The organism is Roseburia sp. AF42-8, from assembly GCF_003435965.1.
Taxonomy (GTDB): domain Bacteria; phylum Bacillota; class Clostridia; order Lachnospirales; family Lachnospiraceae; genus Roseburia_C; species Roseburia_C amylophila.
This window is the reverse complement of sequence record NZ_QTVB01000016.1, coordinates 50,797-61,686: the sequence shown is the minus strand read 5'-3', so window position 1 is coordinate 61,686 and position 10,890 is coordinate 50,797. Positions and strand designations below refer to the sequence as shown.

At 39.8% G+C, this 10,890-nt stretch carries 12 protein-coding genes and 1 pseudogene; 3 read left to right on the top strand and 10 right to left on the bottom strand.

Going from position 1 to position 10,890, the window contains the following annotated elements:
- From DW059_RS08665 to DW059_RS08630, 7 genes and pseudogenes are all read right to left on the bottom strand, one after another.
- Nucleotides 1-1,027, bottom strand: a pseudogene (locus DW059_RS08665) (DUF1430 domain-containing protein); the annotation flags it as partial.
- Complete coding sequence (locus tag DW059_RS08660; protein ID WP_009244917.1) at nucleotides 1,028-1,444, bottom strand: hypothetical protein; 417 nt, start codon at nucleotides 1,442-1,444, stop codon at nucleotides 1,028-1,030.
- A 101-nt stretch (nucleotides 1,445-1,545) separates the two neighbouring features.
- Nucleotides 1,546-1,890: a broad-spectrum bacteriocin mediterrocin MdcF gene (gene mdcF, locus DW059_RS08655; RefSeq protein ID WP_005608346.1), complete on the bottom strand. Its 345-nt coding sequence runs from the start codon at nucleotides 1,888-1,890 to the stop codon at nucleotides 1,546-1,548.
- Between the two features lie 63 nt (nucleotides 1,891-1,953).
- Nucleotides 1,954-2,688, bottom strand: a complete 735-nt coding sequence (locus DW059_RS08650; RefSeq protein ID WP_005608347.1) for a DUF6040 family protein — start codon at nucleotides 2,686-2,688, stop codon at nucleotides 1,954-1,956.
- The gene (locus DW059_RS08645; protein ID WP_040893156.1) at nucleotides 2,627-4,348 is read right to left on the bottom strand and encodes a MobA/MobL family protein; all 1,722 of its coding nucleotides are present in this window, start codon (nucleotides 4,346-4,348) and stop codon (nucleotides 2,627-2,629) included. The genes DW059_RS08650 and DW059_RS08645 overlap by 62 nt, the downstream gene beginning before the upstream one ends.
- Nucleotides 4,349-4,677: 329 nt before the next feature.
- Nucleotides 4,678-4,992, bottom strand: coding sequence for a hypothetical protein (locus tag DW059_RS08635; protein ID WP_005608351.1), 315 nt, complete (start codon nucleotides 4,990-4,992; stop codon nucleotides 4,678-4,680).
- A gap of 140 nt (nucleotides 4,993-5,132) precedes the next feature.
- A complete protein-coding gene (locus tag DW059_RS08630) occupies nucleotides 5,133-5,363 on the bottom strand; it encodes a helix-turn-helix domain-containing protein (protein ID WP_004843519.1) in 231 nt (76 codons plus the stop codon).
- Between the two features lie 171 nt (nucleotides 5,364-5,534).
- On the opposite strand from DW059_RS08630, the gene DW059_RS08625 reads away from it, so the two are divergent.
- Both DW059_RS08625 and DW059_RS08620 read left to right on the top strand, forming a co-directional pair.
- Nucleotides 5,535-6,164 (top strand): helix-turn-helix domain-containing protein, encoded by a 630-nt coding sequence (locus DW059_RS08625; protein WP_005608353.1) that lies wholly within the window; start codon nucleotides 5,535-5,537, stop codon nucleotides 6,162-6,164.
- Between the two features lie 86 nt (nucleotides 6,165-6,250).
- Nucleotides 6,251-7,546, top strand: coding sequence for a tyrosine-type recombinase/integrase (locus DW059_RS08620; RefSeq protein WP_005608354.1), 1,296 nt, complete (start codon nucleotides 6,251-6,253; stop codon nucleotides 7,544-7,546).
- A 406-nt stretch (nucleotides 7,547-7,952) separates the two neighbouring features.
- Here DW059_RS08620 and DW059_RS08615 read toward each other — a convergent pair whose 3' ends face one another.
- Nucleotides 7,953-8,198: a LacI family DNA-binding transcriptional regulator gene (locus DW059_RS08615; protein WP_242986179.1), complete on the bottom strand. Its 246-nt coding sequence runs from the start codon at nucleotides 8,196-8,198 to the stop codon at nucleotides 7,953-7,955.
- Between the two features lie 132 nt (nucleotides 8,199-8,330).
- Here DW059_RS08615 and DW059_RS17240 point away from each other — a divergent pair, with 132 nt between their 5' ends.
- Nucleotides 8,331-8,558, top strand: a complete 228-nt coding sequence (locus DW059_RS17240; protein WP_330408351.1) for a hypothetical protein — start codon at nucleotides 8,331-8,333, stop codon at nucleotides 8,556-8,558.
- A gap of 13 nt (nucleotides 8,559-8,571) precedes the next feature.
- Here the strand turns inward: DW059_RS17240 and DW059_RS08610 are convergent, their stop codons facing one another.
- Both DW059_RS08610 and cysD read right to left on the bottom strand, forming a co-directional pair.
- Nucleotides 8,572-9,966 carry a GTP-binding protein gene (locus DW059_RS08610; protein ID WP_330408350.1) on the bottom strand — a complete coding sequence of 465 codons (1,395 nt, stop codon included), beginning with the start codon at nucleotides 9,964-9,966 and terminating at the stop codon, nucleotides 8,572-8,574.
- Nucleotide 9,967: 1 nt separating this feature from the next.
- Nucleotides 9,968-10,867 carry a sulfate adenylyltransferase subunit CysD gene (gene cysD, locus DW059_RS08605; protein ID WP_117698502.1) on the bottom strand — a complete coding sequence of 300 codons (900 nt, stop codon included), beginning with the start codon at nucleotides 10,865-10,867 and terminating at the stop codon, nucleotides 9,968-9,970.
- Nucleotides 10,868-10,890: the final 23 nt, after the last annotated feature.

The following is a 10,890-nucleotide window of genomic DNA, read 5'->3' as shown; positions in this document are numbered from 1 at the left end:
AAAAAGCTTCTTCTTTTTCAGCATTAAAATCAGTAGTCTTTACGGTAAAATAATTTGCATCATAATATTCTTCTAACAAATGTTCATTTGTAAATAGGTTATTATGAATACTACTAATATTAGTGGTAATTGTAAAAACAGCGGCTACCCCTGCTATAAATTTTAACGAATAAATTAAAAAATCCACTCCTCTTTTGTGTGTTGCATTTGCGAATGCCTTTCTAATATCAAAAAAGCAAAAAGAACAATATGGAATAGTGGAAAGAATAATTCCAATGGAATATAAAATTGTGACGAGTCTATTCTCATATGCTCCCGATATATAATTTGACAGCAATATTTTTGCAACAATAAATAATGCAATGTCAAAAGTTACATCGAATAAAGCAGCCTTAAATGCTATGAAACCAGCACTTTCTCCTAAGGAAACTCGTACAACAACCTCTTTTTTTCGCCTAACCACTTCAATTACATTTAGAACAATCATCAATGCAATAATCATACCCCATATAATAAAAATCATGTCCTTTTCCGTAGAATTCCAATATTCTGGATAAGTTAAGCTATATTTTTCTGATAATTTCTGATATGCAGAGATAATATTGTCCTCATTTCCTATGTATGAGATAAAGTTTTCATAACCCACAGAGGTACTTTGCAATTCTGAGAGATTATGAAATTTTACTTTCGTAATTCCGGAAACTAAAGCGGTATATTCTGATTCTTCTATGTTTGCAGTATTTTTTAATGTTTGTCTGATTACTTTATCATCGCCATAAATATGAAGTGTTGAAAGGTATTTATTATTGATTTCATTGTACTGAGAAAAAATATGTACATCATTCTCCGTTGCAGTTTCTGATACATCTTTCAGAAACTGCGACATATCTTCACTAGCAACTTCATAGCGTGATGACGTAAAATATGCTGTAGAAAAGTTCCAAAGCTGATCTTGAAATATTTCAGATTGCATAAGTATTCCAAAAATCAGGAAACAAAACAAACATAAGTTTTTAATTGCTTTCATTTATTTCAACCCCAGATTCCATACTTTATTTGCTTTTTCAAATATCGTAGTCAATATTGTGCTATTTTCATCAACAATCCATTGATCTTCTTGATCTTCAGCTTTTTTGCTACTTGACAACATAATTTGAGTATTCAAATCCTTATAGTCATTAAATAGCACGCCTTGACTTATTCCTTGGTGAAATGGTTTTATCCAAATAATTAGTGCATATCGAACATCTGACTCAGCTATCGCAAGATTTCCATTCCAAAGCAAATAATCAGGGACAGACACACTATACTGGAATCCATCTTTATCTGTGTAAATTTTTACTCCAGATTCTTCTATTTCAGGGAAGTCTTTCTGAAATTCGTTATATGGTTTATAACTCCCGAAGTACCAAAATAAATTATAGCAACAGAACAAAATAACCAAAACAATTCCTATATATTTTATTTTTTTTTTTCATTTATATACACTCCACAAAAAAGAGTGGTTGGAATTCCAACCACTCAGCCATTATCCCGAACCTTTGTTTAGTAGCTATTACCGTAGGTAATACTATTTCCTTTATGAGCAACCTCAATTTTAGACCAATTACCTTTACCAACATTTGAACCCGAAAAAGAACCATTTCCATTCTTGACATATGCGTAATGATCTTTAGTTGAATGATATGCGTGTGCATAATCTTCATTAATAGCAAGAGTATTATAACCATAAGTCAAAACACCTTTTCCGCCATCAGATGTAGTGCTCAATTCCCACTTTTTATCAAATGTCTTATTCCCGTTTGTAACAGAAAATGCCATTACTGGAATTGATGAAGAAATTAACATTGCACTAATAGCTACCCCTACAATCACTTTCTTTGCTCTCATAAGTTTTACCTCCTTTGATCTGCTGTATTTCTATTTATATTTTATCAAATATTTTGTATCCAGTCAATCAGTATCTTGACTTATATAGCGTCGAATTGTAAGATATATTCCTTGTAAAATTAACCAAAAGAACAACAGATTTATTGATAATGCTTTTTTAATTACTTCTCCAAAATAAATGATGACAGCCGCACTTGTCAGTATCATCAGTAGGGTAATAACATCCCAACAGTTTTTCTTATATAATTCTATAACCTTTATTTCTATCAGTATTGCCAGTATCCCTGTCCCTGCCACACATATTCCAACAACCAATATCATCAATAACCAATATATGATTCCGGCTATAATCTCATTTGGAATTTTTGTGCTGATTTGTGCCACAGATTGCCCGGCATCAATCGTCCAACCGATAAAAGTTTGTATGAATGATGCTGCATCATGGAAGAATGATTTGCAATCGGAAAGGAACACATCTGACTGTACTGCCTGAAAAAGAGTGGTTGTCAGCGAATACCATGCAAGAAGGAACAAGGTTGTTTGGAACATTACCGTTTTTGCTTTATATTGTCCTGCAAGTTGCTCTTTTTGTGTTTCGTATCTTGCTTTTGCATTCTGATAGGCTGTCCGGTCACAGGCTTCGCATTTTTTATAGAGTACCGGCTTTTCTACCGGTATCTCTACGATTTTCTGATGTGTCCGGGCATAATCCCGTTGTTGTGTTAAGCATCGTATTTTATCTTGACATTCCTCTATCGTGACGTTTGCGCTTCGCAGCTTCTCTTTCTCGCTCCGCAATGCTCTGTCTGCCAGCTTCAAGTCGTTCTTTAATGCTTGAATATTCCCGGCTCTGTTCTCTTTGTTTAATTTCTCGTTCAAGGTCAGAGATTCGTTGAGCTGCGTCTTCAGTTCCACGATAAGCTGGTCTTTCTGTTCCAACTCTTCTTGTATCTCCTCGGTCAAGAGCAGAAGTTCTTCCAACTGTTCGGCGTTCTTTAATTCTCTGGATTCGTTCATCTATATCACGTCCTTTCTCTACCTGCTGTTCCAGTTCAGCAATTCGGTGTTCTGTTTCAGTAATAAACTGTTTTCGCTGTTCAGCTTCTGTGCCAATATCTGCCATTGCTGATTTTCGTTTTCCAAAAGTTCTATCTTCGTTTTCTGTTCTTCCATCTTGGAAAGTAGTTCCTCGGTATTTGGCAAAATGTTGAGCAGCTCGGATAACTCGCTGTTTAATTTTTGCAATTTCTGATTCTGTTCCTGCATAAGAGAGAGTTGGGTGTCCCGGTTCTGCATTTCCAGAAGCATTTCTGCCATTAAGGTCTGCTGTTCTTCGATTTGCCCAATCATGGACTCCATTAAGGGTATAATTTCCCGGCTTTCTTCTAATGTCATTTAATCGCTCCTTCCATAATGATAATGCACCTGATACTTTCCCAAAGGTGTCCAGTATCTTTTGCAATAACGTGTTTTGTTGTTTTATGATTTGATTTTCCGCTACTTTCCACGAACCTTTTATTTCCTGCCCGGCAAGAAACTTTTGTTCAATCTTTCTTGCGTCAGCACCTTCATGGATGGTAGGAATCTGGAGTTTTCCCTGCTTTTCGTAAGAACGGTGATCGACCTGATTATGCAAAGGCAGATGTTCATTACACACCTTTGCCCACTCGCTCCGCCACAGTTCACAGTTTTTTGGATTGTTCCATCCCGTAGCATCGGTCAGTACCCGTTTCCATTGCAGGCGGTTTCTTGCACCAATCTTCTGGATTCCGTTTTCATCTAATACAGGGATACGGATTCCATGACGGTCAGGGTTTTTCTTATCCTGCCACCAGTTCGGATGGGATTCATCAATCACGATATTTCCGCTTTTATCTCTGACAAAATCCCAATCTTTGACTTCTTTCTTCCCCCAAGAATGATCCGGGTTAAAAGGGCGCATTGTCAGAAGCAGATGGACATGAGGATTGCCATCCCCTTTGTCGTGGATACTCCAATCAGCACACATTCCCTTATCCACAAATGTTTTTTTGATATAGTCGGCTGTATATTGAATCTGTTCCTGTCTGCTCCATTCTTTGGGGAGGGCAAATTCAAATGACCTGCCAAGTTGGGCATCTGCACTTTTTTCAATCTTCAATACCTCATTCCATAACCGTTGTTTCTGAAATGTGATTTTAAATTTTTCTAAAGCAGCTTCTTTATCTTCTGACCTTTTGTATCGGACAGATTTTTGAAAGCGTTTTATATTTTCTTCTGGTACTATCTGCCATTCAGGAGGTGCGTTTTCGCACATCATCAGACTGGTGTAGACCACTTCTTTTTTAGAAGTGTAATAACTGATTCGCCCGGTTTCCTCGTTTTTCATCACATCCCCATTGAGATATGCGGAAGCGGAGATAACAGATTTCCCTTTACTTCGTCCGACTATTTTGATTGTGTAATGAAAAATCGCCATGTCTGGATTCCCCCTTTCTGCACATCCGGCATAGATTTCCGGCAACATTGCTTTCAGTTTTAGAAAAAGCAGTATTGCCGGAACGCCCTCTGCGTAAGAGTGCCCTGCGCATAGCAGCCTGCATGGAATGCGCCCCTCTGGCGAAGAGTGCCTCCTGCGGCATGAGCAGGTCTGGCTGAAAGCCCCGCCGACGGAACGAGCCCGGCAAGCGTGAGCGAAGACCGGTTGCCACTTGTGGCAAACTTATTGGGACGACCTCTGGTTGTCCATAAGTGCGCCCTTCATGAAAAAGCAATGAAGGGAATGAAAAACTCATCCCCCCCCCGCCATTACACTTCCTCCATATCGGTATGTGTTTCTTTCTGCATTGCCTTTGAAAAAAATTTCCCATTGGCTTCCTGCTTTTTCAGAAAACCAATCAGCTTTGGGATGTCCTCTTCCTCGATAGGCGCACCGAGAACGGATTCCACCGCACCGCCAACCTGACAGAGCCTATGGGTTCGTTTTTTACTTTCTTCGGCTTTCTTTCGTTTCAGAAGTTCTTTCTTCTGTGCTGCATATCGTTTTGCTTTTTCAAGGCTTTCCTGTTCCTTCTTTTCCATTTCAAGCATTCGTTCTTCATAACTTTTTGTTGATTTTGCCATGATTACATTCCCCTTTCTTTTACAAACATAAGTTCTCGGTTGCGTATCAGAAGAAGCACATGGTATAATCTTCTTGCGTGTAGGTATATCATGGCTTCGGTCTGATAGAACCTTTGGCGGTTTCTTTGGAAGCCGCCTTTTTAATTTGCCGCAGTTCTTGTTACGGCTTTTACATTTCCTCTATCCCTCAAATCACGACCTTCATTCGCTTCCATAAACATTTCCAGAATATCGGTTTTAATCAGGACTTTGCGACCAACCTTTAATACTGGAAGTTTCTTCCATTCTACAAGCTGTCTTAAGGTGTTTCTGCCGATTCCCGTATAGTCAGCAGCTTCTTCGATGGATAATGCAATTTTTCTTTGCGTCATATAATCACCTCCTTATAAATTGCATTATGCAATTCTTGTGATGTAAGTATATCCTTTTCATATCTTTTTGTCAAGCGTTACGAAATATTAAAAATAATTTTTAAGTTGCATATTGCAATTGCAGAAAAACAATGCTATAATTCATACATACCGAAAAAGGAGGCAGTCAGCATGAAAGATAAAGAACTACGCAAGCTGATAGGCAGCAGAGTAAAACAGCGCCGTCTGGAATTGAATCTGACACAGCCTTATGTCGCAGAAAAGATGGGTGTTACCGCTTCTACAATCCTGCGTTATGAGAATGGTTCGATTGACAATACGAAAAAAATGGTGCTGGAAGGTCTTTCGGAAGCACTCCATGTATCTGTGGAATGGCTCAAAGGGGAAACAGATGAATATGAAACCGACATTACGGATAAGAGAGAGTTACAGATTCGTGATGCGATGGGAGATATTCTGGAACAGTTACCGCTTGCCCTTACCAAAGAAGAAGATGCTTTTTCAAAAGATTTATTACTGCTGATGTTAAAACAATATGGTCTGTTTTTGGATTCCTTCCAGTTCGCCTGCAAAAACTTCAAGGGGAATGCTGGTCAGACGGATATTGCCAAAACAATAGGGTTTGAATCGAATGATGAATATAATGAGATTATGTTCTTAAGGGAAATCACTCACACCATCAATGCTTTTAATGAGATGGCAGACGTTGTAAGGCTCTATTCCAAGAAACCAAAAACAGCAGAACAAAGGCTTGCAAATCTTTTATCAGAAGTCTTATACGAAGATTCCGAATCGGTATAGTAAGACAACCGGAGTTATGATATACTTACACGCACGAAGCATTTCATCAGTTCCGATTGTCTAATATCGAAAGGAGACATACGATTATGGCAAAAGGATCTGTAAGAAAAAAAGGAAAGAAATGGTACTACCGCTTCTATGTAGAGGACGCAAGCGGCAATCTTGTTCAGAAAGAATGCGTTGGAACAGAAAGCAAAAGTGAAACTGAAAAGCTGCTCCGTCAGGCAATGGATGATTATGAGAAAAAGAAATTTGTTGCCAAAGCGGAAAATCTCACAGTCGGACAGCTTTTGGATGTGTGGGCAGAGGAGGAATTAAAAACAGGTACGCTCAGCAATGGTACGGTGGAGAATTACCTCGGAACAATCCGAAATATCAAGAAACACCCATTGGCAGAACGGAAACTGAAAAATGTAACCTCTGAACATTTGCAATCCTTCTTCGATTTGCTTTCCTTCGGGGGAGTTCATCCCGACGGAAAAGAGAGAAAGGGTTACAGCAAAGATTATATCCATTCTTTTTCCGCAGTCATGCAGCAGTCCTTCCGTTTTGCAGTATTTCCAAAGCAGTATATTACGTTCAATCCCATGCAGTATATTAAACTGCGGTATCAGACGGATGAAGTGGATTTGTTTTCCGATGAGGATATGGACGGAAATGTCCAACCAATTTCACGAGAAGATTATGAAAGATTGCTTGCTTATCTGCAAAAAAAGAACCCAGCCGCAATACTTCCAATCCAGATAGCCTATTATGCCGGGCTTCGTATTGGAGAAGCCTGCGGTTTGGCATGGCAGGACGTAAATCTGGAAGAACAATGCCTTACCATAAGACGCAGCATCCGATATGATGGCTCAAAGCGCAAATATATCATCGGACCAACCAAGCGGAAAAAAGTAAGGGTTGTTGATTTTGGAGATACACTGGTAGAGATTTTCCGTAATGCCCGGAAAGAGCAGTTAAAAAATCGAATGCAGTACGGAGAACTTTATCACACGAACTACTACAAAGAGGTCAAAGAGAAAAACAGAGTGTACTACGAATATTATTGTTTAGACAGAACAGAGGAAGTCCCGACAGATTATAAAGAAATTTCTTTCGTCTGTTTAAGACCGGATGGTTGTTTGGAACTTCCAACTACTTTGGGGACTGTTTGCAGAAAGGTGGCAAAAACATTAGAGGGATTTGAAGGCTTTCATTTCCACCAGTTACGTCACACCTATACAAGCAACCTTTTAGCAAATGGAGCTGCCCCAAAAGATGTGCAGGAATTGTTGGGACACTCAGATGTCAGTACCACAATGAACGTCTATGCTCACTCCACAAGAGATGCGAAACGAAAATCAGTTCGGCTTCTTGATAAAGTGGTGGGCAATGACTAAAAAATTTCCCTTATTTCCCTTGTGATTATCTCATAAGGGCAAAAATAAGGGAAACTACATATCATTTCACTAATGGACAGGCGGGAAAGCCTATAAAATGGGGAAAGTTAGAGGAATAATTATATAAATTCCAGTTTGTCAATTACAGATGACATTGAAAGAGTCAGCCCATTCAAGATGCTGGCTCTTTCAAAAATTCCATTCTAATAAATTGCACGACAACTTATCAAAAAATAAGCTCCACATTATGGAAAATGAATATAAAATGTATAAAAGTAGAAAAAGCGAATAATTATAAGGAATTATGCATCAGACACACTTTTGTAAAAAGGGAGTTACTTTATAGTAGGAAGACAGCTTCTTTAACACCTGGGGCTCACATTTTCCAGGTATAATTAAGCCGTCACTATTCCTGATTATTTCCCGTCCGTGTCATTAAAATATCAAGGTAATACATCGTGTCTTTTGTAGTACTCTTACCCATTTTCAGATTCCTGGCTGCCTCGTTTGGCATATAGTTCATCTCTCTTGCTATCTGCCAGATTTTCTCCCGCAATTCTTCGGAAGAGCATTTGTAATCCAGATTATTCAAAACACGGGATACAGTGGCTGTCGAAACGCCTGCTATCGCCGCAATTTTCTTAATCGACATATGAATCCCTCCTGTATCCCGCATTTTTTATGGGGAACCGCAAAAAGCGTATTCCCCGCAGCTTTCTTATTTTTATAACCAGATTTCGTCTTTGAAAATATCTTACGATAAGTCTCAAAATGTAACCACTTATTGAAGAAGTCGCTGGATGGTTTTTCACCTGCTGCAGCCAAATCGTCTAAGAATGCCTGTGCATCCTGTGCAGATGTAATGGCAACAGCAAATCCTCTTCCGTTGATAACCGGAACATTGTTGTACTGGTATTCTGCCAGCGGTGCAATCTTTTCTACCTTGCGTCCACGAACCTGTACAAAGATTCTTTCTCTTAAGATGACAATATCGAAGTCATCCGGATACTGATAGCTTTCTCCGCTTACCGGGATTTCATCTCCAATGGTATAGGTCTTCTGAACCGGACGTACCTTGCAATCGTCATGCTCTCAAGGTTATAATAGAACTCTTCGAAAATGTCTCCATTTCCCTTAAGACTTCCATATACGAAAGCTGCTTTTAAATCCTTGCTCTCATCTACGGTAGCATCTTCTACTACACCGCAGGCAGAAGTCATATTGGAAATACGGTCAATCAGAATCAGCTCTCCTAAAGTCTTATGCTTTTTGAATTCATCGATGACAACCGGCTCCTGCAAATCAAGGTCACAGACTGCAATCTCATTTTTCTTAAGCTGTCCTGCCGGAATAAATTCACCGGTATTTACATCAATCTTATACTGAATGTTCTTTAAGATACCAGGAATCTGCTTGGTTCCAAGTTTTACCAGATAATCGGTTCCCGGTGTCAGCTCCTCATCATCCATCCAGAGAATGGTTGCTGTAAAGGATTTGCTGATTGGCAGGTTATTGCCGGATGCAATGACACAGCCTCTGGATACGTCTACTTCTTTATCAAGCTGCAGTGTAACCGGCTGTCCCATAAAGGCACTATGGCTGTCTTTATCTCCTACTAAAATGCTCTTGATATGCGCACGCTCATTGCTTGGCAGGGTAACGATTTCGTCTCCGACTTTTACTTCACCGGATTCAATCTGCCCCTGGAATCCACGGAAAGTATGGTCCGGACGGCACACTCTCTGTACCGGCATATAGAAGCCCTCTTCCTGCTTCTTCTCTGTTACATCTACTTTTTCAAGGTATGGAAGCAATGCCTCTCCCTTGTACCAGCTAATCTTATCAGACTTGGTTGTTACATTATCACCTTCTGTTGCAGAAACCGGAATAATGTAAATGCTCTCTAACTTCAGTTCGTCTGCTAATTCTTTAATCTGTGCTTCGATTTCTTTGAAACGCTCTTCGCTGTAGTCTACCAGATCCATTTTGTTTACTGCAAATACAAAGAACTTGATTCCCATTAATGCACAGATTCTGGCATGTCTTCTGGTCTGTACCAGTACCCCTTGTTTTGCATCAATTAAGATAACTGCAAGGTCTGCAAAGGATGCACCAACCGCCATGTTTCTGGTGTACTCTTCATGACCCGGTGTATCTGCTACGATAAAGCTTCTGTTGTCTGTTGTAAAATAACGGTATGCTACGTCAATGGTAATACCCTGCTCACGCTCTGCCATCAGTCCGTCCAACAGAAGAGAATAGTCAATTGCTCCACCGCGGCTTCCTACTTTGGAATCTAATTCCAGTGCTTTTTCCTGGTCTGTATACAAAAGCTTTGCATCATAAAGAATGTGTCCAATCAAAGTGGACTTTCCGTCATCCACACTACCGCATGTAATAAATTTTAATAATCCACTCATCTTAGAAATACCCCTCTCTCTTTCTTCTTTCCATACTGCCTGCTGCTTCGTTATCAATGACACGGGTGGTTCTCTCGGAAGATACTGCACTTAAAGTCTCATCGATAATTTCATCCAATGTAGTTGCTGTTGACTCTGTTCCTCCGGTCAAAGGATAGCATCCTAAGGTACGGAAACGTACACTCTTGTACTGGATTTTCTCTCCCGGAAGCAGACGCATACGATCATCGTCCACCATGATAATATTTCCATCACGATATACTACCGGACGTACTGCTGCAAAATATAATGGCACAATGTCAATTTTTTCACGTTTGATATACTGCCAGATATCGGTTTCTGTCCAGTTGGAAATCGGGAATACACGAATGCTCTCGCCTTTATTGATTTTGGCGTTGTAAAGTTTCCACATTTCCGGTCTCTGGTTCTTCGGGTCCCAGGCATGATTTTCATTACGGAAGGAGAAAATTCTTTCCTTTGCACGGGATTTTTCCTCGTCTCGTCTGCCACCGCCAAATGCTGCGGTAAATCCATATTTATTCAATGCCTGCTTCAATGCCTGTGTTTTCATGATATCGGTATATGCAGAGCCATGGTCGAATGGGTTAATGCCCTTCTTTACACCATCTTCATTGATATACTCTAACATTTCAATGCCAAGCTTCTTTGCTGTCTCATCACGGAATTGAATCATTTCCTTGAATTTCCATGTGGTATTTACATGCAGGAATGGAAATGGCGGCTTCTCCGGATAAAATGCTTTCATGGCAAGATGCAGCATTACGGAGCTGTCTTTTCCAATGGAGTAAAGCATAACCGGCTTCTCGCACTCTGCGGCTACCTCTCTTATGATGTAAATTGCTTCTGCTTCCAGTTCATCCAAATGTGATAATTCACCCATACTTACCTCTTTCTGCCACCCCG